The organism is Pedobacter sp. AC379 (genome assembly GCF_979258145.1).
The window spans coordinates 1,006,886-1,031,987 of the sequence record NZ_OZ409839.1; the positions used below are offsets into that span (position 1 = coordinate 1,006,886).

At 36.6% G+C, this 25,102-nt stretch carries 25 protein-coding genes; 17 read left to right on the forward strand and 8 right to left on the reverse strand.

Going from position 1 to position 25,102, the window contains the following annotated elements:
• Window positions 1–2 precede the first annotated feature (2 nt).
• Window positions 3–509, reverse strand: coding sequence for a hypothetical protein (locus tag ACZZZW_RS04455; RefSeq protein ID WP_463492403.1), 507 nt, complete (start codon window positions 507–509; stop codon window positions 3–5).
• Between the two features lie 233 nt (window positions 510–742).
• Here ACZZZW_RS04455 and ACZZZW_RS04460 point away from each other — a divergent pair, with 233 nt between their 5' ends.
• From ACZZZW_RS04460 to ACZZZW_RS04520, 13 genes are all read left to right on the forward strand, one after another.
• Complete coding sequence (locus ACZZZW_RS04460) at window positions 743–1,042, forward strand: hypothetical protein (protein ID WP_463492404.1); 300 nt, start codon at window positions 743–745, stop codon at window positions 1,040–1,042.
• A 137-nt stretch (window positions 1,043–1,179) separates the two neighbouring features.
• Window positions 1,180–4,656 (forward strand): preprotein translocase subunit SecA, encoded by a 3,477-nt coding sequence (locus ACZZZW_RS04465; protein WP_463492405.1) that lies wholly within the window; start codon window positions 1,180–1,182, stop codon window positions 4,654–4,656.
• A gap of 402 nt (window positions 4,657–5,058) precedes the next feature.
• Complete coding sequence (locus tag ACZZZW_RS04470; protein WP_055908637.1) at window positions 5,059–5,271, forward strand: hypothetical protein; 213 nt, start codon at window positions 5,059–5,061, stop codon at window positions 5,269–5,271.
• Window positions 5,262–5,654: a type II toxin-antitoxin system VapC family toxin gene (locus ACZZZW_RS04475; RefSeq protein ID WP_463492406.1), complete on the forward strand. Its 393-nt coding sequence runs from the start codon at window positions 5,262–5,264 to the stop codon at window positions 5,652–5,654. Before ACZZZW_RS04470 ends, ACZZZW_RS04475 begins: the two co-directional genes overlap by 10 nt.
• A gap of 97 nt (window positions 5,655–5,751) precedes the next feature.
• On the forward strand, window positions 5,752–5,979 hold the full coding sequence (locus tag ACZZZW_RS04480) for a hypothetical protein (RefSeq protein WP_463492407.1): 228 nt from the start codon (window positions 5,752–5,754) through the stop codon (window positions 5,977–5,979).
• Between the two features lie 250 nt (window positions 5,980–6,229).
• Entirely contained in the window at window positions 6,230–6,673 is a 444-nt protein-coding gene (locus tag ACZZZW_RS04485) for an SPOR domain-containing protein (RefSeq protein ID WP_055908632.1), read from the forward strand.
• Complete coding sequence (locus ACZZZW_RS04490) at window positions 6,660–7,844, forward strand: M20 metallopeptidase family protein (protein WP_055908629.1); 1,185 nt, start codon at window positions 6,660–6,662, stop codon at window positions 7,842–7,844. The genes ACZZZW_RS04485 and ACZZZW_RS04490 overlap by 14 nt, the downstream gene beginning before the upstream one ends.
• Before the next feature lie 86 nt (window positions 7,845–7,930).
• The gene (locus tag ACZZZW_RS04495; protein ID WP_463492408.1) at window positions 7,931–8,872 is read left to right on the forward strand and encodes a hypothetical protein; all 942 of its coding nucleotides are present in this window, start codon (window positions 7,931–7,933) and stop codon (window positions 8,870–8,872) included.
• A gap of 289 nt (window positions 8,873–9,161) precedes the next feature.
• Entirely contained in the window at window positions 9,162–10,730 is a 1,569-nt protein-coding gene (locus ACZZZW_RS04500; protein ID WP_463492409.1) for a serine hydrolase, read from the forward strand.
• A gap of 20 nt (window positions 10,731–10,750) precedes the next feature.
• Window positions 10,751–11,410, forward strand: coding sequence for an SGNH/GDSL hydrolase family protein (locus tag ACZZZW_RS04505; RefSeq protein WP_463492410.1), 660 nt, complete (start codon window positions 10,751–10,753; stop codon window positions 11,408–11,410).
• 127 nt (window positions 11,411–11,537) lie between these two features.
• Window positions 11,538–13,517, forward strand: coding sequence for a DNA primase (gene dnaG, locus ACZZZW_RS04510; protein ID WP_463492411.1), 1,980 nt, complete (start codon window positions 11,538–11,540; stop codon window positions 13,515–13,517).
• Window positions 13,518–13,778: 261 nt separating this feature from the next.
• A complete protein-coding gene (locus ACZZZW_RS04515) occupies window positions 13,779–14,144 on the forward strand; it encodes a YraN family protein (protein WP_463492412.1) in 366 nt (121 codons plus the stop codon).
• Entirely contained in the window at window positions 14,122–15,204 is a 1,083-nt protein-coding gene (locus ACZZZW_RS04520; protein ID WP_463492413.1) for a glutaminyl-peptide cyclotransferase, read from the forward strand. The genes ACZZZW_RS04515 and ACZZZW_RS04520 overlap by 23 nt, the downstream gene beginning before the upstream one ends.
• A 115-nt stretch (window positions 15,205–15,319) precedes the next feature.
• On the opposite strand, the gene ACZZZW_RS04525 is transcribed toward ACZZZW_RS04520, so the two are convergent.
• The 3 genes from ACZZZW_RS04525 to ACZZZW_RS04535 form a co-directional block, all read right to left on the reverse strand.
• Complete coding sequence (locus ACZZZW_RS04525; RefSeq protein ID WP_463492414.1) at window positions 15,320–15,850, reverse strand: DUF4251 domain-containing protein; 531 nt, start codon at window positions 15,848–15,850, stop codon at window positions 15,320–15,322.
• Window positions 15,851–15,946: 96 nt separating this feature from the next.
• Window positions 15,947–16,582 (reverse strand): hypothetical protein, encoded by a 636-nt coding sequence (locus tag ACZZZW_RS04530; protein WP_463492415.1) that lies wholly within the window; start codon window positions 16,580–16,582, stop codon window positions 15,947–15,949.
• Between the two features lie 77 nt (window positions 16,583–16,659).
• Entirely contained in the window at window positions 16,660–16,998 is a 339-nt protein-coding gene (locus tag ACZZZW_RS04535; protein ID WP_463492416.1) for a TfoX/Sxy family protein, read from the reverse strand.
• Between the two features lie 96 nt (window positions 16,999–17,094).
• On the opposite strand from ACZZZW_RS04535, the gene ACZZZW_RS04540 reads away from it, so the two are divergent.
• The 4 genes from ACZZZW_RS04540 to ACZZZW_RS04555 all read left to right on the forward strand — a co-directional run bounded on the left by ACZZZW_RS04540 (window position 17,095) and on the right by ACZZZW_RS04555 (window position 21,100).
• A complete protein-coding gene (locus ACZZZW_RS04540) occupies window positions 17,095–17,703 on the forward strand; it encodes a ribonuclease HII (protein WP_463492417.1) in 609 nt (202 codons plus the stop codon).
• A gap of 22 nt (window positions 17,704–17,725) precedes the next feature.
• The gene (locus ACZZZW_RS04545) at window positions 17,726–18,928 is read left to right on the forward strand and encodes a glycosyltransferase family 4 protein (protein ID WP_055908593.1); all 1,203 of its coding nucleotides are present in this window, start codon (window positions 17,726–17,728) and stop codon (window positions 18,926–18,928) included.
• A gap of 270 nt (window positions 18,929–19,198) precedes the next feature.
• Window positions 19,199–20,278 carry a glycine cleavage system aminomethyltransferase GcvT gene (gene gcvT, locus ACZZZW_RS04550; protein WP_463492418.1) on the forward strand — a complete coding sequence of 360 codons (1,080 nt, stop codon included), beginning with the start codon at window positions 19,199–19,201 and terminating at the stop codon, window positions 20,276–20,278.
• Window positions 20,279–20,362: 84 nt separating this feature from the next.
• Window positions 20,363–21,100 (forward strand): 2-phosphosulfolactate phosphatase, encoded by a 738-nt coding sequence (locus ACZZZW_RS04555; protein WP_463492419.1) that lies wholly within the window; start codon window positions 20,363–20,365, stop codon window positions 21,098–21,100.
• Here ACZZZW_RS04555 and ACZZZW_RS04560 read toward each other — a convergent pair.
• The 4 genes from ACZZZW_RS04560 to gldB all read right to left on the reverse strand — a co-directional run bounded on the left by ACZZZW_RS04560 (window position 21,097) and on the right by gldB (window position 25,089).
• The gene (locus tag ACZZZW_RS04560) at window positions 21,097–22,014 is read right to left on the reverse strand and encodes a hypothetical protein (RefSeq protein WP_463492420.1); all 918 of its coding nucleotides are present in this window, start codon (window positions 22,012–22,014) and stop codon (window positions 21,097–21,099) included. The genes ACZZZW_RS04555 and ACZZZW_RS04560 overlap by 4 nt on opposite strands.
• Window positions 22,015–22,084: 70 nt before the next feature.
• Window positions 22,085–22,879, reverse strand: coding sequence for a M12 family metallopeptidase (locus ACZZZW_RS04565; RefSeq protein ID WP_463492421.1), 795 nt, complete (start codon window positions 22,877–22,879; stop codon window positions 22,085–22,087).
• 315 nt (window positions 22,880–23,194) lie between these two features.
• Complete coding sequence (locus tag ACZZZW_RS04570; RefSeq protein WP_463492422.1) at window positions 23,195–23,965, reverse strand: patatin-like phospholipase family protein; 771 nt, start codon at window positions 23,963–23,965, stop codon at window positions 23,195–23,197.
• A gap of 89 nt (window positions 23,966–24,054) precedes the next feature.
• Entirely contained in the window at window positions 24,055–25,089 is a 1,035-nt protein-coding gene (gene gldB, locus ACZZZW_RS04575; protein WP_463492423.1) for a gliding motility lipoprotein GldB, read from the reverse strand.
• Window positions 25,090–25,102: the final 13 nt, after the last annotated feature.

The following is a 25,102-nucleotide window of genomic DNA, read 5'->3' on the forward strand; positions in this document are numbered from 1 at the left end:
GTTTAATCTGTATGTTTTAGAGCATGTATGCTCACAAAAGGTTGAATCTGAAAAAGATTTGTAAAAACCTCAGCTTCATTTGCTTCTTTAAATTGCGATACTAAAAGCAGGTTATCAACGGTGTCGTGCCAAATAAGTGGTTTAGAAAAAAAGTTGATCGCTATTTTATGTTTTTCCAGGTCGTTGATATCTGAGTTGATCAATTCGAACTTAAAGTTTTCAAAAGTTAGAAACCGACGGCCTAAATTGTCCAGTATATCCGGTATAATGCCATTTAACTGGCGTAAATATCCGGTAATGGCTGCGCTTACCAAAAAGTGCAGTTTTTCTGCCTCAGGAGCATTGATCAACATTTCGGCAAAAGTGGTAAAACGTTGTTCCTGATTGTAAAATTGAGCCTGCATCTTAAACTCTGCAAAACTATCTTCATGCACAAACTTATCCCAGGCACTGGTGTTGGTGGTATCAATTATTTTTCGGTAGCAGAGCGTAATTACTTTTTTCAACATGCCATAAAATTAAAAAAGACGGTAAGAATTCCTAATGTCTTTTTAAAAAATAAAATAATATTATAAAAAGCGGGGGCGTCATTATAAAAAGCAGAGGCATCATTATAAAAAGCCAATTCAGCAAAATAGAATCAAGGGGCGATAAAAGAAATACAGGATTAAAAAATGAGGTACGATTTTTGGGATGATGTAATTTCATTTTATAAAAATTAAAACTAGCTTTGCCGCTATTAATGAAACACCTTGTAACCATATCACTTGTATTTTTTAGCTTAACACATTTGGCGAAAGCCGAACGCGTTGAAGGGCTTAGAATATTAAATGAATATTGTAACGAGCATAACATTAGTATCAATGCAACTGGTAAGGCCTCGGTTCAGCTTAACGAAGCGCGCAATCCTTACCTGTTATCCTACACTAAACTGGCTTTAATTGGCACACAAGCACAATTAAAAGTTGCAAAGTACGTAAGTGTAAATCAGGTAATTGCCGATTTAACCATCAGAAAAAAACCGAAGAACAACAGCCCTTAGTTCCTTTTGTTAAAAGAATCTTTTAAAAGATTTTAAGCCCCCAATGATAGCAATAACTGCCAAACTGACTTAGTACAGACAATGGCTTGGTTGTTGTAACACACCATTTTTTTATAAATACGATTTAAAATATTATAATGTTAGGATTTTTAGCGAAGGTTTTCGGAAGTAAATCAGAAAGAGATATAAAGGCTATACAGCCATTGGTTGTTAAAATTAACGAGCACTACAGTAAACTATCTGCAATAAGCAATGATGAGTTACGTGGTAAAACCATAGAATTTAAAGAAAGGATTTCTACTTTCTTAACCGATATAGACGGAAAAATTTCAGCCCTAAAAGCTGATGCAGAAAACGAAGATTTAGATCTTCATCAAAAAACAGCAATTTATGATCAGGTTGATGCTTTAGGTAAAGACCGCGATACAGAATTGGAAAAAGTACTTTTAGAAATTCTTCCTGAAGCTTTTGCTGTTGTAAAAGAAACTTCACGCCGTTTAAGCGAAAACGACTATTTAGAAGTTACCGCAACCCAGTTTGACAGAGATTATGCTGCAAGAAAAAACAATGTTAAAATTGTTGGCGATAAAGCACACTGGGCCAATAAATGGGATGCCGCAGGAACTGAAGTGGCCTGGAACATGGTTCACTATGATGTGCAGTTAATTGGTGGTATTGTTTTACACAGTGGTAAAATTGCCGAAATGGCTACCGGTGAGGGTAAAACATTAGTGAGTACTTTGCCTGCATATTTAAATGCCCTGGCCGGACAAGGCGTACACATTGTAACTGTGAACGATTACCTTGCAAGAAGGGATAGTGAATGGAACGGGCCGTTGTTCGAATTCCATGGCTTAACTGTTGATTGTATTGATAAGCATGAGCCAAACTCCGAAGAAAGAAGAAGAGCTTATGCCGCAGATATTACCTACGGTACCAATAACGAATTTGGTTTTGATTACCTGCGTGACAATATGTCGCAAACGCCAGATCAACTGGTACAACGCAAACAGCACTTTGCAATGGTGGATGAGGTCGATTCAGTTTTAATTGATGATGCCCGTACACCTTTAATTATTTCGGGCCCGATTCCCCGTGGTGATGAGCATGAATTTTATGAGTTAAAACCACGTATTGAGCGTTTGGTTAATGCACAGAAAGCTTATGTTACACAAGCCTTAAACGAAGCTAAAAAATTAATTAACGCAGGTAATAGCGGAACCGAAGAGGGCGAAGGTGGCTTAGCCTTATTGCGTGCTTACCGTGGTTTACCAAAAAACAAAGCCTTAATTAAGTTTTTAAGCGAAAGCGGTGTTCGTGGTTTGTTGTTGAAAACAGAAAACCACTATATGGCCGATCAATCCAAGAATATGCCTAAGGTAGATTCTGAGTTGTACTTCTATATAGATGAAAAAAATAACCAGGTTGAGTTAACTGAAAAAGGTATCGAATTGATTACCCAATCGGGTGAAGATCCTCACTTCTTTGTATTGCCTGATGTGGGTACTGAAGTAGCGGATTTAGAAAAATCTGATATGCCTTTAGAAGAAAAGGTTGTTCAGAAAGATGCTTTAATGCGCGATTACTCTGTTAAAGCAGAACGGATTCACTCTGTAAACCAATTGTTAAAAGCGTATACCTTATTCGAAATTGATGTAGAATATATCATCGATGAAGGCAAAATTAAGATTGTTGATGAGCAAACAGGCCGTATTATGGATGGCCGTCGATACTCTGATGGATTGCACCAGGCAATTGAGGCCAAAGAGAATGTTAAGGTTGAAGATGCAACCCAAACTTATGCAACTGTAACCCTGCAAAATTATTTCCGTATGTACCACAAGCTTTGCGGTATGACGGGTACAGCAACAACAGAAGCAGGCGAGTTTTGGTCGATCTATAAATTAGACGTTGTAGAAATACCAACAAACAGGAACATTTCAAGAATAGATGAACAGGATTATGTTTACCGTACCGTTCGCGAAAAATACAACGCTGTTGCTGCAGAGATCCAGTACCTTGTTTTTCCATATTCTCATTACGAAACAGAATACGAAACCGATAAAGAAGGTAATGTAAAGCAAAAAGATGGCAAACCAGTTGTTAAATACGATCAAACTGGCAGAGCCGTACCAAAACTTGATGCCAAAGGTGCATTAATTCCTGCGGTTAATCCTGAAACAGGTCAACTGGAGCCAAAAGCTGGCCGTCCGGTATTGGTAGGTACAACTTCTGTAGAAATTTCAGAATTGTTAAGCCGCATGCTTAAACTCCGTGGCATTAAACACAATGTGTTAAATGCCAAAATGCACCAGAGAGAGGCTGATATTGTTGCAGAAGCCGGGCAGGCAGGAACCGTAACCATTGCAACCAACATGGCTGGTCGTGGTACCGATATTAAATTGGGTGCAGGTGTTAAAGAAGCTGGCGGTTTAGCCATCGTTGGTACTGAGCGTCACGAATCCCGTCGTGTAGATAGGCAGTTACGTGGTCGTGCCGGTCGCCAGGGCGATCCAGGTTCATCTCAGTTCTTTGTTTCGTTAGAAGATAACCTGATGCGTTTATTTGGTTCAGAGCGTATCTCGAGCATTATGGTACGTATGGGTATTGAAGATGGTGAGGTAATTCAGCATTCAATGATTACCAAATCTATAGAGCGTGCACAGAAGAAAGTAGAGGAAAACAACTTTGGTATACGTAAACGTTTATTGGAGTACGATGATGTAATGAACTCGCAACGTACAGTAATTTATGCTAAACGTAAAAACGCTTTGTTTGGCGAACGTTTAGATGTAGATATGAACAATATGGTTTTCGATGTTGCAGAAGATATCGTAAGCGAATATAAACAGGAAGGAAATTATGATGGTTTTAAACTGGAGGTGATTAAGAATTTCTCTTTAGATACCGCCATTACCGAAAAAGAATTTACTTCAACCAGTACTCCTCAGTTAACTGAAAAGTTGTTTGATGAAGCTGAAGCATTTTATGCACGTAAATCAGAAGCAATTATTCAACAGTCATTACCGGTTTTAACCCAGGTTTATCAAGAACGTGGTGAGCATATCGAGCAGATTGTGGTTCCGTTTACCGATGGTATCCGCGGTATTCAGGTGGCGGTTGATTTGAAGAAAGCAATCGAAAACAAGGGAAAAGAAGTGGTTCGTTCATTCGAAAAAACCATTGTTCTGGCCTTAATTGATGATAGCTGGAAAGAGCATTTACGCGAAATGGACGATTTAAAGCAATCCGTACAAAATGCAGTTTACGAGCAAAAAGATCCATTGGTAATTTATAAAATGGAAGCTTTTAACTTATTTAAAAACATGCTTAATGCGGTAAATAAAGAAGTGGTAAGTTTCTTATATAAAGGTGGTATCCCGGTTCAGCAAGAGCCAGATGAAGTTAGAGAAGCACCAGCTCCGGTCAAACAACCAAAGTTGCAAACTACTAAACAAGAGTTTGGCAGAGAAGAACCAGGTATTGAGTTTGGCGATACACGTGAGGCCGTTCCACAACAGCCCATCCGTAAAGAAGCTACAGTTGGTAGAAACGAACCTTGCCCATGTGGTAGCGGTAAAAAGTATAAAAACTGCCACGGCGCAAACTTATAACCGGAATAAATATTTCACATAAAGCCTCAGCATATTGTTGGGGCTTTTTTTATAACGCTGGTTTTTAAAACGAATCTGCCTTTTTTATTGAGATGAGGAGAAAACATGAAATTCTTAGGAAACAAGGTCTTATATTGATGACCCAAATAAGGGATTAAAATCTATGAATTCTCCGTGCTTTCTGTGTTTCCGTGGCAAACTGATCTGTGTAGATCTGTGGTTAAAATCCTTCGGCTAAGCTACCATTGACAGATCTGTTAATAAAGGTCGTCATTGTTGAGGTATGAAGAAATGACAAACCGAAAAAACTAACCCGCATAATATCAATTTGCCTAACCCATAAAGAATGCAGATTTTGGATTAAGCTGACTGGTTTTTGTATTTAAATTAGTATTTTTGAGTATGAGAACTGTAACAGTTGATATTTTAAACGATAAAGCATTAGATCTTTTAAAAGATTTGGAATTGCTTAAAGTTATTCGCTTAAGAAAAGATTCTAAGACTCAGGATCTCTCTGGTAACGATCTGATCACAAAATATAAGGGTTCGATGCAAAAACAGCCAATTTCAGATGTTGATGAACAATTAAATAGTATACGAAACGAGTGGGAATAAGTTATCTTTGGGATACCAATACTGTAATCTATTTTCTGCAAAGGCAATTTGCACCAACAGCTGAAAAGTTTATTGACAATATAATATCTACTAACCAGCCTGCCATTTCTGCGATCACTGAGATTGAACTTCTTTGCTGGAAAACTGCTACTGAAAACGATTTACTCATATTAAGAAACTTTATTAAGGATTCTTATGTGTATGAACTAAGCCAGGAAATTAAAAATCAAACTGTAGAGGTACGCAAATATTATAACCTGAAATTGCCCGATGCAATAATTGCTGCAACAGCTATTGTAAACAACCTTACTCTTATTACACGAAATTCTAAAGACTTTGATAGGCTTTCCAGTTTAAAGGTTACCAATCCATTCGACAAGTAATATTTCGTTCGGATAATATCAATTTGCTTAACCCATAAAGAATGCAGATTTAGGATTAAGCTGACTGGTTTTTGTATTTAAATTAGTATTTTTGAGTATGGAAACAATAACAATAAAAATTCCTGATCAAAACAATACTGTTGTAAAGCAAATGCTAAAAAATTTTGGTCTTACAATTCTTGAAGCACCCGCAAAGGATAAACATTTAAAATTATCTGTCGAACAACAACAAGAAATTATTTCATCCCAACAAGAAATTAATAATGGTCTGTTTGTAACACAATCAGATTTGGATGATGAAATAAATAAATGGCTAAAGAAATAATCTGTTCCATTAAGAATATTCAATTTATTGCCCCTGTTTTATTTACGTTAATGCAGATCAGACTATAATTATTTCGGTTAGATGCTGAAATAAATTCAGCATGATGATTGTATTGAAATTAACTGCATAATATCAATTTGCTTAACCCATAAAGAATGCCGATTTTTGCAACGATTTCGGCATTCTTGTTGTTAAGAAGATATGAGATGATATTTTACTCATCTGCTCATAAATGCTCAGGTTTTTACACATGAAAAAAATATTAACTTTTATCTGTTTTTTGTTTCTTTTTAATACTGCTTTTGCACAAAAAGGAGAAGTAACGGTAATAAAAGACCCTCTAATTGATAGTTTAATAGCCAAACGTATTGCTGTTTATAAAAGCTCCGGAGAAGTAAAACCAGGCAAACCCATCGTTTCTGCCTATGGTTATAGGGTGCAGATTTTTTATGGCTCTGATCGGCGTGAGGTTTTTAACCAACAGGCAAGGTTTAAAGGGCTTTATCCACAATTAAATACATACCTTACTTATAAAGAACCAAATTACTATGTTCGGGTAGGCGATTTTAGGAGTCGATTGGAGGCTCAGCGACTAATTAACGAACTTAGACCAACTTTTCCCACTCTTTTTATTTTCAGGGAAAAAATTAACGCACCAAGTTTAGATACCACAACAAACAATGATCAAAAATAAAATACAAGAACTGGCCGGCAACATTTTTAATGAAGTTGTAGGCTTCCGTCAACATATTCATGCCAATCCCGAATTATCTTTTAAAGAATTCGAAACCTCACTATTCATCAAGGATAAATTAAAAAAGTGGGGAATAGAATATACCGATTGCGCCAATACAGGTGTTGTGGGTTTAATTAAAGGAAATCTCCCATCTGATAAAGTAATTGCTTTGCGTGCCGATATGGATGCTTTACCCATCCATGAAGCGAACGATAAACCTTACCGTTCTAAGAACCATGGTGTAATGCACGCTTGTGGCCATGATGTACATACCTCTTCACTTTTAGGTACTGCGAATATCTTAAATCAAATGAAAGACGATTTCGGTGGTACAATCAAACTGATTTTTCAACCAGCAGAAGAATTATTGCCCGGTGGTGCCAGTATTATGATTAAAGAAGGTGTGCTCGAAAATCCAAAACCTAATTATATTGTTGGCCAACATGTAATGCCAATGATTGATGCTGGTAAAGTGGGTTTCCGATCGGGAATTTATATGGCCTCTACCGACGAATTGTATGTAACCGTAACCGGAAAAGGCGGTCATGGTGCGCAGCCTCACCAAAATATCGATCCTGTTGTAATTGCATCACATATTATTATCGCGTTACAGCAAATTGTAAGTCGCAATGCAGATCCGCGTTTGCCTTCAGTTTTATCATTTGGTAAAGTAATTGCTAATGGCGCAACCAATATTATTCCTAATGAGGTTAAAATCGAAGGAACATTCAGAACTTTGGATGAAAACTGGAGAGATGAAGCGCATAAACGCATGAAAAAAATGGCCGAAGGAATGGCAGAAAGCATGGGTGGAAGCTGCGATTTCGATATCCATAGGGGATACCCATTTTTAATTAATGAAGAAAAATTAACTGCCAATGCAAGGGCTTTTGCTGAGGATTTTTTAGGTAAAGAAAACGTAGTGGATTTGGATATCTGGATGGCAGCCGAAGATTTTTCTTTCTATTCTCAGGTAACAGATGCTTGTTTTTATCGTTTAGGTACTGGTAATGCAGCTAAAGACACTCAATATTCTGTACATACGCCAAGATTTGATGTAGATGAAGATGCTTTAAAAATATCAACAGGACTGATGGCTTATATCGCTTTGAAACAATTAGGAAATTAAGGGTGAAACGGTATAAAAAAACCATTCGCGCTCACCATTTAACATCCCTAAATTTCAGGCAAAAACCATTTACTTATTCACCTTCGATGAAAAAATACTTTTTTCTTTTACTGTTAGCGTCAATCTCTTACAAAGGTTTAGCTCAGGAAATTAACCGTTTTAATCCGGATACGATCAAAACCATTACGCTCGATTCTACAGTAAACATCAAGGCCGAAAAGTTGAATGTAGAAACCTTTATTAAAAGAGTGATGTATGATACTTCTTTTTATCAATCGTTTAGGGATATGAAACGTTATAGCTTCATTGCCGAAAACAGAATTTATAGTTATGATAAGAAGAATAAAGTTGATGGAAAGGTTTACCGTAAAATAAAACACAACAACAGTGGCCCTTATAAAATGGAGTATCTGGTTAAACAAGACACGGGTAAAATTTACAAGAAAAACGGAAAATACCAGTTGTATACCGTAGAAATGTTCGATTACATTTTTATGAATGCCTACAATACCGATTTTGTACCCAATGCACCGCAACCGGATGGCAAAGGTGGAACAAACGAAAGTTATAAAGACAAGCTGAAAACATTAATTTTTAATCCTGGCAGACCAATAAAAGTTCCTTTTATTGGGAGTAAAACCGAAATTTTTTCAGCCAATATGCGCCAGTATTACGATTATGGTTTTACAAGTGGCACCTATCTGGATTCTATCCCGGTATACCGTTTTAAAGTTTCGGTAAAACCCGATTTAAGTAGCTGGACGAAAGATGGTATTATGATTAAAGAACTGGTAACCATTTTTGATAAACGGAATTTCAATATTTTGGGCCGTTATGTTGATATGAAATACAGCAACATGCTGTTCGATTTCGATGTGCAGATGAATATCGAAATGGGCTATTTTGGAGATGATAAACTGCCAACTAAAATTACCTATCAGGGCAACTGGGATTACCCTTTCAAAAAAGAAGAACGGGCAAGTTTTTTAATCGTGCATAAAGATTACAAACTCGAAAAAGGAAAATAAAGATTGATTTTCTCCTACGTGTATTAAGCTGCTTTTAATACCCAGAGAGCCTTCTCCCTGAACTGAACCTTCGCGAGTTCGCAGAAGCTAATTTATTTTAGGCGCTGTTTTGCAGGAAAGCTGCCTGGCACGTAATAGCTGCCAGATAACTTAAAACACGCAATTTAGTTGTAAAATAAATTCAGCATAACGAATGGTGTTGAGGTGAGGAGATAAAAATTAATCTTCATAGTTAAATATTATTCGAACGCAGCTTATTATCTTTAACCGATTATTAAAACTGATACAAATGCAACTTTTTTCCTTATTAAAATTCAAAATATCGCTTGCTATTTTACTGTTTTTAGGTATCCAGGTGCAAGCCCAGGTACTTACCTCCAAGCAGATTGATAGTGTTGTAGAAAAAACATTAACTACTTTTAACGTACCTGGAATTGCAGTTTCTGTTATCAAAGATGGTAAAATCATTCACCTCAAAGGTTACGGGGTAAGTTCTATCAAAACCAATAAAAAGGTAGATGAAAATACCCTTTTCGGCGTGGCCTCAAATACAAAAGCTTTTACAGCGGCTGCCTTGGGTATGTTGGTTGATGAAAAGAAAATTACCTGGGATACAAAAGTAACGGATGTAATTCCGGAATTTAAAATGTATGATGCCTATGTTACCAGCGAATTTACCATTCGCGATCTGCTTACACACCGCAGTGGTTTAGGTTTGGGTGCAGGTGATTTAATGATCTGGCCAGATTCTTCAACAGTTGATAAGAAACAGTTAATCCATAACCTCCGTTATTTAAAGCCCGTTTCATCTTTCCGCACAAAATATGATTACGACAACCTTATGTATATTGTTGCAGGTGATGTGGTGGCAAGGGTTTCGGGTAGTACTTATGAGGATTTTATAGAAAGCAGAATTATTAAGCCTCTCGGCATGACAAAAACTGCAGCCTCTTGGTACCGCTTAAAAGATAAATCGAATGTAATTGATGGCCATGCACCGTACCAGGGTAAATTGCTTCCGGTAGGCCTTAGTTTTGGCGAAATTGCCAATGCAGCAGGAGGCATTTATTCTAACGTTACCGATATGAGCAAATGGGTAACGGCAATGATTAACGGTGGTAAATACGGAGAAACATTAGATAAGAAATTATTCAGTGCTGCTGTAGCCAAAGAGCTTTGGACCCCTCAAACCATTATAGCAGGTGGTAATCCGGCTACTTTTAGCAGCTATGGTTTAGGCTGGTTTTTGAGTAACGTTAATGGTAATTTTCAGGCAACGCATACTGGTGGCTTATCGGGTATTGTAACTCAGGTAACCATTTTGCCAGAAATGAAATTGGGGATTATCGTATTAACCAATCAACAATCTGGTGCTGCATTTAACGCCATCACAAATTCAATTAAAGATGGTTATTTAGGCATTAAAGCACAGGATAGAATTAAAACCTATAACGATAACCGGTTAAGGAATGAAAAACAGGCTGATGAAATGGTGAGCAAAGTGTGGAATGATATTGCCGCACAACAAAAACTATCTACCTCTAAACCTGATGCTAAAAATTACTACGGCACTTTCCACGATGCCTGGTTTGGCGATGTTACCATTAGTGAAGTAAATGGTAAAATGCATTTCAAGGCTAAAAATGCTCCAAAATTAAAAGGCGACATGACTTATTATAAAGGAAATACCTACATCGTAAAATGGTACGATAGAAGTTTGGATGCAGATGCTTTTGTTAATTTCAGTTTAGATAACAATGCCATAGCAAATGGATTTAAAATAGAAGCAATTTCGCCACTAACCGATTTTAGTTTCGATTTCCAAGACCTGGATTTTAAAAAGACCGACAATAAATAACCCTAACCAATTATAAAAAGATGAAAACACTATTAAAAACAAGTATTTTACTAAGCTTTTGCCTAATTGCATTAACCTCAATGACATTTAAACCAAAACGGATTATCTTTTTCGGCGATTCGATTACCCAGCAAGGAGTTTCAAAAAAAGGATATGTAACCCTGATCAAACAAGCGTTAGATTCTACTAAATACAATGTAATTGGTGCAGGGATAGGCGGTAACAAAGTATACGATTTATACCTCCGTTTAGAAGATGATGTGTTGAATAAAAAACCTGATTTAGTGGTAATTTATGTGGGTATTAATGATGTTTGGCACAAGCAATCTTCTCATACAGGAACTGATTACGATAAATATTTAAAGTTTTACCAGGCGTTGATCAATAAAATTCAGGGCGTAGGAAGCAAAGTAGTATTGGTAACACCTTCTGTAGTAGGAGAGAAAAAAGATGGTACAAATGAATTGGATGCCGATTTAAATAAATATGCTGCCGGGATTAGAGAACTGGCTGCAAAAAACAATCTTCCGGTATGCGATTTAAGAAAGATTTTTACCGAATACGAAGCAAAAAATAATCCTGAAGATAAAGAAAAAGGTGTTTTAACCGTTGATAGGGTACACTTAAACGAAACTGGCAATAAATTGGTTGCCGATGAGTTATTGCCTTTAGTGAAGTAGAACATTTTAAACCGCAAAGCGCGCAAAGTATTTCGCAAAGAACACAAAGAAACTTTTCTCTGTGTTCTTTGTGTTTTTTCTCTGTTATCTTTGTGGTAAAAAAAGAAGAGGAAAGCGCTGTGCGTATATGATAAACCGCGAAACGATAGATAAGATAATGGATACCGCCCGTATTGAGGAGGTAGTAGGGGATTTTGTGCACTTAAAAAAACGCGGAACCAGTTTAATTGGCAATTGCCCTTTCCATGGCGAAAAAACACCATCCTTTCACGTATCCGTAACCAAAGGCATTTACAAATGTTTTGGTTGTGGCAAAGGTGGAGATTCAGTGCGCTTTATAATGGATCATGAAAAATATTCATATCCGGAAGCACTTAAGTTTTTAGCCAATAAATACAATATTGAAGTTGAGGAAGCTGAATTAAGTCCTCAGGATGCCGAAGCACAAAGTGCCAAAGAAAGTCTTTACGTTGTTTCACAATACGCAGCTGCATTTTTTGTGAAACAACTTTGGGAAACAGACGAAGGCAAAGGCATTGGCCTCAGCTATTTTAAAGAGCGTGGCTTTAGAGAAGACATCCTAAAGAAATTCGAGGTAGGTTACTCACCCGATGTTTGGGATGCCATGACGCAAAGCGCGATCAACGCAGGCCATAAATTAGAATTTTTAGAAGCTACCGGATTATCAATTAAAAATGATAACGGTAAAATTTACGATCGCTTCCGTGGCCGTGTGATGTTCCCAATCCACAACTTTACAGGCAGGATTATCGGTTTTGGTGGTAGAACATTAAAAACAGATAAAAATGTTCCTAAATATGTAAACTCCCCGGAAAGTGAAATTTACCATAAATCGAATGTGCTTTATGGTTTATTCCATGCTAAAAAAGCCATTCGCGATTTAGATAACTGTTACCTGGCAGAAGGATACGCCGATGTGCTTTCCGTTCATCAGGCCGGGATAGAAAACGTGGTAGCATCTTCGGGTACTTCGTTAACAGTAGAGCAGATTAAACTGATCGGGCGTTTTACACAGAACATTACCATTTTATTCGATGGTGATGCAGCAGGTATAAAAGCCTCACTCCGAGGTTTGGATATGATTTTGGAAGAAGGCCTTAATGTGAAAATCGTTTCCTTCCCCGATGGTCACGATCCGGATTCTTATATGCACCATGTGGGAGCAGGAGCTTTTAAAACCTATCTTGAGCAGAACAGAAAAGACTTTATTTTATACAAAGCCAATGTACTACTAAAAGACGCTGGTAACGATCCCATTAAACGTGCTGGTATTATCCGTGATATTGTAGAAAGTATTGCGAAAATTCCCGATCCTATTAAAGCATCTGTTTTTATCCGTGAGTGTAGCAGTTTGCTCGAAATTGATGAACACATTCTATTAAGTGAGCTCAATAAAATGCGTTCGGCTAAGCTTAAAAAAAGTTTTGATAACAACCAGAGATCAAATTCTTCTGCAAGTTCAAAGCCATATTCTTCAGGTCCGCCCGAGCCGCTTGGTCCGCCAGATGATTTATGGGATGATAGCGCAGGCCCGATGGGGCAAGAGCCACCTGTAGAGGAAAACGAACATCAGGAAAAAGAAATTGTGAGGTTATTACTGGCTTTCGGACACGAGTTTGTAAATTGGGATAAGATTGATGACATGTACATTGGTTCTTTTATTATGCAGAATCTGAGCGACGTAGAATTCGATGATCCGCTGTGTAAAAGAATTATTGATTACTATAAAACAGAAATCGACAATGGACGTTTGCCTACTTCCAACCATTTTGTAAAACACGAAGATAGAGACATTGCCGATCTCGCCATTACACTATCGACTTCAGAATATGCCTTAAGTGAAAATTGGTTAAACAAGCATCTCATTTATGTAAAAGATGAATCAATGAATTTAAAAGCTACGATTTTAGGCGGCATTTTTCACCTTAAAAAACGAAAAGTTGAAAAAATATTGATGAATCTGTTGAAGGAAATTAAAGATGAAAAAAATGAGGACAATCAAATGATTTTGATGCAGCGTTACGGGGTGATTAAGGGCGTAGAAAGGGAAATTTCAAAGTTTTTGGGTTCTGTAATTGTAAAATAAATTAGAGTTGATTATCATTTAATAGAAATGATCGCTTAGTTTTATAGATAACATAACTTCATGCATTAAATAATAGTATCGTTACCTTGAATTTATTTTAGGGTCTTTATAGCAGGAAGATGCTGACCACAAAGTCGTTATTAGACCTTTAAAACAATAAAAACTGCTAATAAAATAAATTCATCATGAGGATCAATTTAAGTTAAGAAACTAGTATCATTTCTATAGAAATTTTTAATCAAAATCCAGTTTTAATCATTTATGGCATTACACAATGATTTAGGGAAAGAGGGAGAACGAATTGCCAAGCAATATCTGGAAGTTGAAGGTTATGAAATTTTAGATGAAAACTGGACGCACGGAAAAGCAGAAGTTGACCTGATTGTATATAAAAACGGAATCATGATCTTTGTGGAAGTAAAAACCCGAAGTTCTGTAGCCTTTGGCGATCCGGAAGAATTTGTACAAAAAGCGAAGCAAATTCAGATGGAATTGGCAGCGAATGCCTATATTGAAATCATGAATCATCAAAATGATGTCCGTTTTGACATTATTGCGATTACATTTACGAAAAATAAAAATTATAATTTAAAACATATTGAAGATGCGTTTTGGCCTGAAGATTAACCCAATCAAAAATTTCTTATTTATCGGAATTGCACTTGCCTTTGTAAGTTCTTGTAAAGACAGTTCTACCACAACCTACAGAAGCTTTGTTTCACCTATGACCGGCCTTAATGTGGCATCAGGTAATGAATTTGATGTTAAAGTACAATTTGGAGCCGAGCAAAAGGTAGATTCTGTTGTTTATTTAATCGATACCGTTAAAGTACTTTCGAAAACTGATACTTCAGCCATTAAACTAAAAACTGCAGGTTTAAAATTAGGAAATCACTTAATCACAGCAAAAATATTCGGCGAAGGAAAATCAGAAGATTTAACCTCAAACATTAATGTTTTAGCTGCTCAGGCACCTACTGAATACAGTTATAAGGTAATTAAAACCTTGCCTCACGATACAGCTTCTTATGTAGAAGGCCTTGAATATCATGACGGATTTTTTTATGAAAGTGCAGGAGATTACGGCCATTCGAGCTTACGTAAAGTAGAACCTTCCACCGGGAAAATCTTACAGAAAGCAGATTTAGATAAACAATATTTTGGCGAAGGAATAACGGTAATCGGCAATAAGATTATTCAGTTAACTTACCGCGAAAAAGTTGGTTTCGTTTACGATAAGACAACTTTTAAAAAACTGTCTGAATTTTCTTATACCACTGGCAGAGAAGGTTGGGGTTTGGCTTTCGATGGTCAAAAAGTATACAATACTGATGGTTCGAACACAATATTTTTTCTGGATAAAGATTCTTATCAGAAAATTGGATCAATTGATGTTTTCGACAATAAAGGTGCCATTCAAAACTTGAACGAATTGGAAATTATTGATGGCAAAATTTATGCAAACGTATATACAACAAACGAAATTCTGATTATCAATCCAGAAACAGGTGCTGTAGAAAGCAAGATTGATTTATCAGGATTGTTGCCCGCCGATTACTTTAAAACTGAAGATGAAAAAGCGAATAATGTTTTAAACGGCATTGCTTACGATAAAGCAACCAAAAGACTTTTCGTGGCAGGTAAGAAGTGGCCACATATTTTTCAAATTGAGTTGGTGAAGAAGTAAGTGAAATCGTCATTGCGAGAAAGGCTTTTTCAGCCGGCGAAGCAATCTTTATAGCAGGGCTCGCCAGCATGAAAGATTGCTTCGTCGTTCCTTCTCAGCAATGACGAATTACATATTAATCCTTTTTCTTCGGTTCGTCTAAATAGCCGTTAAAAATAATCGGTTGTTTATTAACGCTACTTGCTGTTAATGAAGCATAACCATTGGTAGAAATATTGATGGTAAAGCGATAGTTTTCTCTTTTTACATCCTTGGTATTGATCTGGATGGTATAAGATCCTTTTTTATTTTTCGATTCTGTGTAGGTAAAATCTTTTGATGTGAATTTAATCCCTCCCTGGCTCGGATCTATCGGCGCAGTATAAGATCGTCCGTAATAAGGTAAATATGCCACAACACTATCTTTAGTCACCCGTACATCGTATTGTGATCCCGATAGGTTAATGGTTGCGCCCCCTTGTCCGCCAGGCATCATCGTTAATATTTTGCTAATATCGTTATTAGACATCGGCATGGCTGAGTTGGCAATAAAAGTATAATTTTTGTCGGCTACAATTCTGACTGTAGTTTCTTTATTGGTTTGGGCAAAAGATTGAAACCCAAGCAAGAGAAAGGCAAGGCTCAATATTAAATTTAAACGTTTCATAATGTGTGTTTTAAATGTGTAACAATTTAAAGATGCACAAACTTGAAAGATTCCATAATGGTGCCAAAAATGGAATGTAACGTAAATTTAACGAATTTACTTCTGATATAAAGGGTTGGCCTTATCCGAATGACTGGATTTGTATAAAGGATTACTTTTCTCTGTTTCCGTAGCACCAAGAGCGGTGAATTTATAGTTTCCGACAGAAAGATTATTGAGTTCTATTTCGCCATTTTCATTCGTAATAACCGTAATTAAACTGCCACCCGGATTTTTCCCACCTTTCACAATGATACCACCAATTGGCGAACCCGCTACCCTTGAGTTTGGGTTGGTTGAAGGAACAGTAATGATAAATTTATAATTTCCTGAAGTTTCATTGTTAAATTCTATTTCTCCGTTTTGATTGGTAACCAGGTTTATTGCATTCCCTCTGGCATTTTTACCACCTTTAACCACAATACCACCTATGGGTTGCCCGGCTGCAAAACTTATCTCTCCGGTTATTACATCCAGTTTGCCTTTGATGGATTTCATGATACATGGAAAATGCGATTCAGGGTAATTTAATTTGCAATAATCACAGTAATGCCCTTCAGGTGCAGCTGTTTTTAATTGTTGTGTATTTGTTTCTTTAATATCTGAAGTTTGCGTGGTGGATCTTTTAACCTGAGCCAGAAGAGTAAGTGAAATAGATAGCAGAAATACCGCTACAGCAGCTCCTTTTTTCATAAAATTTGATTAGAAAGATAAAATTAATCAAAAAATATGGATTTGCCAGTTTCGGCCTTATTTACAGGTTAGCTGCTTTATTTCTTTTTTGAAGCTTTCGCCAATGGATTAAAGGATAATGCAAGGTTTACCCAAAAATCGAGTTCATCATTGCGAACCAGCACATCTTCCGATACCGAAACATAACCTTTCATTGGTCTATCGCCCATAACCATCTGCTGCCAGCCGTCTTTCTCGGATAAATTTTCTAAAATATTGGGATCAAGCCTCACCATCATACTTTCTTTAGAAACGCCAATGCACATTTTGCCATTCACCATAAAAACGAGGCCACTAAACATTTCTTTTTCCGCTACATCGGATAGGTGCATTAAACGTTCGGCAACACGCAGGGCGAGGGTTTCGTTGTATTTCATAAACTATTTCAGAGCTGGTATTTGCCTAAAATTAATGTTTAAAACATGTTGAACAAAATAATTTTCTTAGTATCTCTATTTCAGTAAATTTGCAACATGTTGTTAAACTGCTATCAGGAAGAATTATTAGAGGCCGGGTGTGATGAAGCTGGAAGAGGTTGCCTTGCAGGGCCTGTTTTTGCAGCTGCGGTAATTTTACCAAAAGGCTTTGTGTTGGAAGGATTAAATGATTCGAAACAATTATCTCATGAGCAGAGAGACCTGTTACGGCCAATTATTGAAAAAGAAGCTCTGGCCTGGGCTGTAGCCTCATGCGATCACGAAGAAATTGACCAGATTAATATTCTAAATGCTTCATTTCTGGCTATGCACAGGGCGATAGAAAAATTGCATACCCAACCAAAATACCTGGTAATAGATGGCAACCGTTTTAAAACCTATCCCCAAATTCCACATAGTTGTATTGTTAAGGGCGATGGGAAATATTTAAATATCGCTGCGGCATCTATATTGGCCAAAACACACAGGGATGAATATATGACTAATCTGCATATTGATTATCCGCATTACAATTGGCAGCAGAATAAAGGATACCCAACAATAGCACACCGCAGAGCCGTGATAGAAATCGGCTTATCGCCTTTTCACCGCAAAACTTTTAACGTGAGCGATCCCCAATTGGAACTGTTTTCAAAAAACGCCTAAATTTTCGTATTTTCACAACATTGTGAAAATTCTGTTGATTACTAAGCGGGTTCCCTTTCCGCCAAATAGTGGTTATCCCATTGTGGTTTACAATACCATAAAAGGCTTGCTGCAACTTGGTGCGGATATTACTTTGTTTAGCCTTAACCCAACAAAAGGAAAAATAGATATGGAAGATATCTATGATCCTATTTTTGAACAGATTAAATACCATACCTACGATTTAGATACCGAAGTAAACGTATGGTCGGCATTTTTTAATATTTTCACTAACGAATCTTATAATGTTTCCAGGTATTACAGCGAAGATGCCGCCCGTCAGTTAGAAAATCTCCTGCGCGAAAATGCATTTGATATTATCCAGTTTGAAGGTCTTTTTGTTGTTCCCTATTTAGATGTAGTAAAGGCAAATAGCAATGCGAAGTTAATTTACCGTGCGCATAATATCGAATTTACACTCTGGGAGCGACTTTCACATTCAGAAAAGTTTCTAATACGCCGAAAGTACCTCGCCTTTTTGGCACAAAGGTTAAAAGCGTATGAAACTGATCAAATTAACCGTTTTCACCAAATTTTTGCCATTTCTGAGCCCGACCGCCAAAGTATACTGATGTTTGGCTGCGAAGTGCCCATGACAGTTTTTCCTGTTGCCATAGATTTAGAAAAATACAAAGTAGATAAAAGTAAAACCAGTTTTCCAACACTTTTTCATTTGGGGGCTATGGATTGGCGTCCGAATCAGGAAGGTTTAGAATGGTTTTTGGATGATATATGGCCCGATATAGAGAAATTAAATAAAGATCTCCGCTTTTATATTGCAGGGAAAAACATGCAAAAACATTTCTTCGAATACGATTCCGAAAACCTTATTGTAGAAGGAGAGGTGTTTGATGCCGTAGAATTTATGAACTCTAAAGCCATTATGATTGTCCCTTTAATTTCAGGAACCGGCATGCGGGTAAAAATTATTGAAGGTATGGCCATGAAAAAATGCATTATTGCTACCACTACAGCGGCAGAGGGTATTAATTGCAGGCATGGTCACGATATTTTGATTGCAGATTCTGCAGATGAATTTTACCGGTCAATATTACAGTGTATCATCAATCCAAAACGCTGGATGGAAATTGGTGAAAATGCACGGAAAACAGTAGAAAATGACCACGGTGTTCATTTAATCTCCAGTAAAATGCTAAAGATTTACGAAGAATTGGTGAGCGCATAGCTATAATAAGAGTTGACAATTTTCTATGCATTTAGAAAGAAAAGTTGTCAACTCTGGAAATTTCGTAAATGGATGCTGAAATAGGTTGAGCATCACGATTACGAGAAGAATTATGCTAAAAATCTCCTTAAAATTAACCTCAAAATTTTGTCTTTTTCTTAGTAGTTTTGCCACCCAGAAAGATTAGGCTGGAAAACCTTTATTCAAAGCCTAATGCGTTAAATAATATAGATCAAATAGCTTCATTATCATAAAAAAATAAACTTACGGATGAAAAACACCGCATTAACAGAAAAACACATCGCTTTAGGCGCTAAAATGGTTCCATTTGCAGGTTACAATATGCCTGTTACTTACGAAGGTATTAATGCCGAGCATGCAACTGTTCGTAGTGGTGTAGGTGTTTTTGATGTAAGCCACATGGGCGAATTTATCCTTAAAGGTGAAAATGCACTGGATCTTATTCAACGTGTAACCAGTAATGATGCTTCTAAATTATATGATGGCAAGGTTCAATACTCCTGCCTGCCAAATAAAGATGGCGGTATTGTAGATGATCTTCTGGTTTATAAAATAGACGATAAAACCTATATGTTGGTGGTGAATGCCTCAAACATCGAAAAAGATTGGAACTGGATTCAACAGTTTAATTCGAAAGGTGTAGAAATGCATAATATTTCCGATCAAACCTCCCTTTTGGCTATTCAGGGGCCGAAAGCTGCAGATGCCTTACAGAGCTTAACTGATGTAAATCTGGCTTCAATGGAATATTACACTTTCGTAAAAGGTACTTTTGCTGGTATAGATAACGTGGTGATTTCTGCAACAGGTTATACTGGAGCTGGTGGTTTCGAGATTTATTTTGAAAATCAATATGCTGATCAAATCTGGGATGCCATTTTTAAAGCTGGTGCACCATACAATATTCAGCCAATCGGTTTAGGTGCCCGCGATACTTTACGTTTAGAAATGGGTTTCTGTTTATACGGAAATGATATTGATGATACCACTTCGCCAATTGAAGCAGGTTTAGGCTGGATTACCAAATTTTCTAAAACCTTTACCAATTCTGAGGCGTTACTGGCACAAAAAGAAGCGGGTATTCAAAAGAAATTAGTTGGCTTTGAAATGATCGATCGCGGTATTCCACGTCATGATTATCAAATTGCTGATGCTGAAGGAAATATTATTGGTAAAGTAACTTCAGGTACGCAGGCCCCTTCATTGCAAAAAGCAATAGGTATGGGTTATATCGCTAAAGAATTTACTAAAGAAGGAACTGAAGTTTTTATTTTAATCCGTAATACGCCAATTAAGGCTAAAGTAGTTAAGTTTCCTTTTTATAAATAAGATTTGAGACAATAGATATGAGATTTGAGACGGTTTGACCGCTAAAATCTCATATCCCATATCTCACACCTCATATCTCGTCAAATGTCAAAAAAAATAGAAGTTTGTTTAACACCAGCCTTGATCGATTTATATGATATCGAGGAAAGTATTGTGGTGGTTATCGATATTTTAAGGGCTACATCATCCATCACTTATGGAATAGATAACGAAGCTGAGGCCATTATTCCTGTTGCCAACGTGGAAGATTGCTTAACGTATAGCAACAGTGGATTTTTATTGGCTGCAGAACGAAATGGTGAAGTAGTAGAAGGGTATGATTTCGGAAACTCACCTTTTTCATACACCAAAGAAAAAGTAGGCGGAAAAACTGTTGTTTTAACAACTACAAATGGTACAAAAGCGTTGCATTTGGCACAGAAAAGAGCTTACCAGGTAATTATTGGCTCATTCTTAAATCTTGATGCACTTTGCGATTACCTGAAAAGCCAGGATAAAAATGTGCTTTTACTGTGTGCCGGATGGAAAGATCAGTTTAATTTAGAAGATACTCTTTTTGCCGGAGCGGTAGTGAGTAAACTGCGACAGAATTTTGAACATTTCGATGATTCTAGTGTAGCTGCTGAAGATTTATATTCACTTGCAAAAACAGATTTACGAAAATACCTGCATAAATCTTCGCATAGCCATCGTTTAGCCCAATTGAATATTGAAGAAGACGTGGTTTTCTGTTTGCAGTTAAATCTTTGCAAAGCAATACCTGTTTTAGATGGAGCACGTTTAGTGGCCTTAAAGCATGAAAAGCACCAGAATCGGGCCTAAAAGCTAAAGTTTAAGCCGAGCAAAACCGCATTTTTTCTAAAATTTGCGCCGTTAAATTGGGTTTCTTCAGTAGGTTGCGTATTAAAATAGGCTTTATCTACGCCAGAATAAGTTTTAATATTATTTAATTGATAGTCGAGATGCAAACCTAAACTTTTATTTAGAGGGACAGAAAGATTTACATTTCCACCTAGTGCGAAGGAATTTGCCTTATGCGTAAAGCTTATGGGTTTTGCAAAGTCAGGAATTAAATTCCAGTTGGCTTTTGCCGAATAATTATAAAATCCAGCTAAAATTGTTGCGCCGATACTGAATTTTTGTGTTTTAAAAATAAACTCAGAGCCAAAATCAAAACCTTTATATTGTGCCTGATAAGTAGAATTTAAACCTTTGCTGTCTGGATTGTTTGCGCTTTCCAAAAGATAAAATTTTTGCTGATTGTACGATACACCAATAATCGGTTTAATGTTAAATTGCCCAAATGTTAAAAGCTGGTAGCTAAATTGTAAATCAGCATTGTACAAGTATCCTTTATTAGCATTTAGCAGGTCGAAATAGAATGCATTTTGCCTGTTATCATCTGCATAATCGGTATCTTCTGCATCACCTTTGGTAATATTACTATATTGGTTGTTTACCTTAACGCTTAGCCTATTGGTGATGAGGTATTTTACATTTAAGCCAAAACCTGGTCCTTTAAGATTTTTCCAAATCAACTCCGACAATATATTCGGATTGGTTCCGGCAGTATTTCCTGCAATAGACCAATCGAACCTGGCCTGTTCTATGCCAACATATGGCTTTACTTCCCATTTATGCAACACATCTTGTGCAAACGAAACCTGGTAAGAGAGGATAAGAATTAAGCAGGCAAAAAATGGTTTTAAAGAAAAGTTTCGCAAAGCGATAGACATATTTTTTTCAGTTTATACAAGCAAAATACACATAGTGGTGATTTAAACCACTATGTGTATTAATTATTTTTTAAAATGGATATACTGTAGCGATAAATGACTTATCAGTTGGTGATAATACGGTATTCCATCCCACTTCGAAATCACCAATGGTTAATTCGTTTGGAACCGAGTAATGCATAATCGAACTTTTGTCGTAAGCACTATAGTTGGTTTGTGTTGTGCTGTATTTGGCAAATAGGTTGTTATCAACATCAGCCTGGCTCCAATAATTCGGTGCGGCAGCATAATAAGCGTAAACTGCTGGTTTATCCCAAGGGATGGCTACCAATGGGTGTTGGTGCTCATGGATTAAGCCTAAAGCATGGCCAAATTCGTGAATTACCACACGGCTATACTCCGAATCTGCTGTAGTTGCGGTTAACCAACCGTAATTCATGGTGGCACCGGTGCTTGGAGTCGATTTACCGATGTAAGACCAAGATCCATCACCACTAACAAAACTTACCCTAATTTTGGCAGTGTTATCATTGGTTACAAAGTTGAATTTTATATTGGCATAAGTTTCCCACTGTTTTGCAAACTGAATTACTTTGGCACGGATTGCCGCTGTGCTTCCGTTTAAACTTACTTTAATTGTGGTTCCTGGTGCCCATTTTGTAGATTTTAAAACAGCACCCCTTGGAGTAGTACCATCCAAAGATCTTTCTGTACAGATTTTGATATCACCAAGTGGATTAACAGCTGTTATTTCTGGTTTATCTAAGTCTGTTATTTCTGTTGGTTTCTCTTTTTTACAGGCAAATAATACTGTGGTTAACGCTAATGCAGTTAAAAGCGTTTTGTTTGATTTTAAGAATTTCATGGTTTAGGTTTTTAGGTAAAAATTAATGATCTTTTTCGGTCTGAAACTCAAGTTAGAAAATCGTAAAAACAGGAATTCTTCTTTTTTGGAAAAGAATAATAAGGTTGAAAAACATAGATAGAATTTAGGATGATTGGCTCTGCATTTGCAAAGTATAATCCTAAAATAGAATAATATTACATCAACACCAAGAGAATTGTAATATTTTTATTGCATAAGTGTATATTCTACACTTTATATTTTTGTAACAAATATAAATATATGTGTATTATAAATACTATATTTTATCCGATAATGAAATAAATATCTGGATGTTTATTTCGTTATTAAATCAGAGATAACCGGGCTGTTTTTGATCGTAATTAAAGCTTCTTCATGGGCTAGCCAATAAATATCTTCAGCACGTTTCATATCGAAGGTACTAATGGCACCCAAACCTTTTGGTTCAATTAAAACATTGCAAAATTTCGCTTTTCTTTCCATGTCGTGGTTGATTGACATGATACCGGCGCGTCCCATTAAATTGGTTATGCCGGTAATTTTATCAACAGGTTTGAGGTGATTACAAGATGATCCAATAATGAAATCACAATCTTCCATTAGAGGTTCTACAGGAAAATTATTTAAAATGCCGCCGTCTACATACATCTGCCCATCAATCATAATGGGTTTAAATATACCTGGGATGCAGCTCGAAGCATGAATAGCCCTAATTAACGGGCCTTTGGTAAAATAAACCAATCGGCCTTCGCTAAAGTTTACTGCCGCAATGGTTAAAGGTATTTTTAACTTTTCAATTGTATTGTCGGGAAAATATTCTTTTAAAATTAATGAAGTGTTTTCTATGTTAATCAAACCCAAAGAGCCTACTGCAGGTCTAACAAAACGCCATAATTTTGTTTTTAAGAAAATGCTCAAACCTTCTTCCGGATCTATACCTGCTGCAAAAAATGCTCCTGCAATTGCTCCGGCACTGGTTCCGCTAATGTGACTAAAGGTGATGCCTAAATTGCTAAAAGCTTTTAAAACACCTAAATGCGCTATTCCCCTTATGCCTCCGCCTGATAATACAATGCCAACTTTCATAGATTTACTTTGGGATAATTGTTTAAAAACTGCTTGATTGTGAAATTGTATTTAACCTGCGTACATAAATGAACTATTAAAAAATGCAGTTACTTCTGTTGTTTAGGTTTGTATTTCGATTGTGTTAAAATTTTTTGCGCATCCTGATCGGCCATTAATTTTTGTAAAGTAACATCAGGATGTGCTTTCATATATTTTCTAACAATTTGCCAACCCGTCCAAACACCCAATTTTGGTGCCGAATCTCTATTCTCTCCTAAACCTGGAGTAAATGGACCTTCTGATAAGAATACCTGAATCTTTTGGTAATCCGTTTCATATAAATAATTGTTCTCCAAAAAATATGCCCAAATATCACCCTCAAAATTTTGTGCCCAATCCAATTGTTGCTGAGTGTATCCAATTTTTGTAGAGTCGCTCGTGTTTTCAGGTAAAACCTGGTCTAAAAAGTATAAAATCTTTCCCTGAAAAATCATTTTAGAAAGCAGGGTCCTGTTTTCATCAGGTTCGGCAAAAAGTTCTTCGTGTGCAAAGGTTTCTGCCACGCGTGGTACAATATATTCGGGAGCAAATCTTCTTGAAAGGTATAATGGAACACTTTGCACAATGGCCCTGTAAAATTTGCTGTCTTTGCCAAGAAACATGTCTAAACCGATACCCAGGTAATTATCGCCCACAGGCATCTGATAAGCAAAACCCGAAGCAAAGGAAATAAATCTAGGAATTTTCGCTTTTGGATAGTAATATTTGATGTATTTAAAAGTTTCATTTAGTCCTTCTTCCTGAGCCTTTAAATTTGGAAAAACGCTGTCAACTTCTTTGCTTAAATCCGTATAGGCCTGATCGTGGTACAAATTGGCCAACGATTCGGTATTTGAATATTTGCTATCGAGGATTCTATGAATAAAGTCGTCATAAAATACACCATATTTCATGTTCAACTGCTTATCTACATCAATAATATTTTTGTTTTTACCTGTAAATAGCTCGTTATCAAATCGTTCTATTTTGATATTTACCTGTATATTACTAACATCTGGCCTGTTGTTTTGCTTGCAGGAAATAAATGTGATGGCAAAAAGAAAAATTAGATAAATTTGCCAGTGTTTTACGTTATACATCATGTAGAACAAATAT

Excerpts from the sequence above, each read along its gene's own strand:
- ACZZZW_RS04455 (WP_463492403.1), bottom strand. The coding sequence starts at position 509 with ATGTTGAAAAAAGTAATTACGCTCTGCTACCGAAAAATAATTGATACC.
- ACZZZW_RS04460 (WP_463492404.1), top strand. The coding sequence starts at position 743 with ATGAAACACCTTGTAACCATATCACTTGTATTTTTTAGCTTAACACAT.
- ACZZZW_RS04465 (WP_463492405.1), top strand. The coding sequence starts at position 1,180 with ATGTTAGGATTTTTAGCGAAGGTTTTCGGAAGTAAATCAGAAAGAGAT.
- ACZZZW_RS04470 (WP_055908637.1), top strand. The coding sequence starts at position 5,059 with ATGAGAACTGTAACAGTTGATATTTTAAACGATAAAGCATTAGATCTT.
- ACZZZW_RS04480 (WP_463492407.1), top strand. The coding sequence starts at position 5,752 with ATGGAAACAATAACAATAAAAATTCCTGATCAAAACAATACTGTTGTA.
- ACZZZW_RS04485 (WP_055908632.1), top strand. The coding sequence starts at position 6,230 with ATGAAAAAAATATTAACTTTTATCTGTTTTTTGTTTCTTTTTAATACT.
- ACZZZW_RS04490 (WP_055908629.1), top strand. The coding sequence starts at position 6,660 with ATGATCAAAAATAAAATACAAGAACTGGCCGGCAACATTTTTAATGAA.
- ACZZZW_RS04495 (WP_463492408.1), top strand. The coding sequence starts at position 7,931 with ATGAAAAAATACTTTTTTCTTTTACTGTTAGCGTCAATCTCTTACAAA.
- ACZZZW_RS04500 (WP_463492409.1), top strand. The coding sequence starts at position 9,162 with ATGCAACTTTTTTCCTTATTAAAATTCAAAATATCGCTTGCTATTTTA.
- ACZZZW_RS04505 (WP_463492410.1), top strand. The coding sequence starts at position 10,751 with ATGAAAACACTATTAAAAACAAGTATTTTACTAAGCTTTTGCCTAATT.
- dnaG (WP_463492411.1), top strand. The coding sequence starts at position 11,538 with ATGATAAACCGCGAAACGATAGATAAGATAATGGATACCGCCCGTATT.
- ACZZZW_RS04515 (WP_463492412.1), top strand. The coding sequence starts at position 13,779 with ATGGCATTACACAATGATTTAGGGAAAGAGGGAGAACGAATTGCCAAG.
- ACZZZW_RS04520 (WP_463492413.1), top strand. The coding sequence starts at position 14,122 with ATGCGTTTTGGCCTGAAGATTAACCCAATCAAAAATTTCTTATTTATC.
- ACZZZW_RS04525 (WP_463492414.1), bottom strand. The coding sequence starts at position 15,850 with ATGAAACGTTTAAATTTAATATTGAGCCTTGCCTTTCTCTTGCTTGGG.
- ACZZZW_RS04530 (WP_463492415.1), bottom strand. The coding sequence starts at position 16,582 with ATGAAAAAAGGAGCTGCTGTAGCGGTATTTCTGCTATCTATTTCACTT.
- ACZZZW_RS04535 (WP_463492416.1), bottom strand. The coding sequence starts at position 16,998 with ATGAAATACAACGAAACCCTCGCCCTGCGTGTTGCCGAACGTTTAATG.
- ACZZZW_RS04540 (WP_463492417.1), top strand. The coding sequence starts at position 17,095 with ATGTTGTTAAACTGCTATCAGGAAGAATTATTAGAGGCCGGGTGTGAT.
- gcvT (WP_463492418.1), top strand. The coding sequence starts at position 19,199 with ATGAAAAACACCGCATTAACAGAAAAACACATCGCTTTAGGCGCTAAA.
- ACZZZW_RS04555 (WP_463492419.1), top strand. The coding sequence starts at position 20,363 with ATGTCAAAAAAAATAGAAGTTTGTTTAACACCAGCCTTGATCGATTTA.
- ACZZZW_RS04560 (WP_463492420.1), bottom strand. The coding sequence starts at position 22,014 with ATGTCTATCGCTTTGCGAAACTTTTCTTTAAAACCATTTTTTGCCTGC.
- ACZZZW_RS04565 (WP_463492421.1), bottom strand. The coding sequence starts at position 22,879 with ATGAAATTCTTAAAATCAAACAAAACGCTTTTAACTGCATTAGCGTTA.
- ACZZZW_RS04570 (WP_463492422.1), bottom strand. The coding sequence starts at position 23,965 with ATGAAAGTTGGCATTGTATTATCAGGCGGAGGCATAAGGGGAATAGCG.
- gldB (WP_463492423.1), bottom strand. The coding sequence starts at position 25,089 with ATGATGTATAACGTAAAACACTGGCAAATTTATCTAATTTTTCTTTTT.